Source organism: Bartonella sp. AA86SXKL, from assembly GCF_042196885.1.
Window position 1 is genome coordinate 1 of sequence record NZ_JBHIRE010000316.1, and the last position, 721, is coordinate 721.

Genomic DNA, 721 nt, shown 5'->3' on the forward strand with positions numbered 1-721 from the left:
AATTCGTCCTATTGTTGAAAGGTTAGTTACGCTTGGTAAACGCGGAGGTTTGCATGCCCGTCGACAAGCAATAGCTTCACTTCGTGATGCAGGGAAAGTTGCAAAGTTATTCGATACCCTTGCTCCTCGTTATGCGTCGCGCAATGGTGGATATTTGCGTATTATGAAAGCAGGTTTTCGTACTGGCGATAATGCGCCCATGGCTGTTATAGAATTTGTTGATCGTGATGTTGATGCGAAGGGCGCTGTAGATCGTGTGCGTACAGAAAGTTCTGCAAATGAAAAAGAAGCTTCTTCATGAAAATAGAGCGTTTTCTTTCTGTTAAATTTTAGAAAGCCGCCTTTCCAGGGCGGTTTTTTTTGTGACCACTTTGAAGATAATTTTACTCAAAAAGGAAATAAAGTGAAAAGATTACAATATATTGAATTATATGATTTTTATAATATTTATTGCTCAAATGGTTGTTTTTCTTCTTCATTATAAATATTAATGAATGTTTTTAGCTTATGCAATATGAGAGGTTTTCTTATATCCTATTAATGTTAAAGAGTAGGCTAGTTGTTAGTTTTTTTAAGGAGAAAGTCATGAGGTATTCTTTTGTAGGGTGGTTTTTTTGGGCGATTATGGCACAGATATCATTTCATTGTGCTTATGCTGAAATTCCACAAACACAAAAAGAAATCACTCTTTCATTTGCTCCTTTAGTTAAAAAGACTATTC

At 35.5% G+C, this 721-nt stretch carries 1 protein-coding gene; it reads left to right on the forward strand.

Annotated elements, in window-relative coordinates; genetic code table 11:
- On the forward strand, positions 1–301 hold a 301-nt coding region (gene rplQ, locus ACFIO5_RS11755), incomplete at its 5' end, for a 50S ribosomal protein L17 (RefSeq protein ID WP_375705507.1).
- Between the last annotated feature and the right edge of the window lie 420 nt (positions 302–721).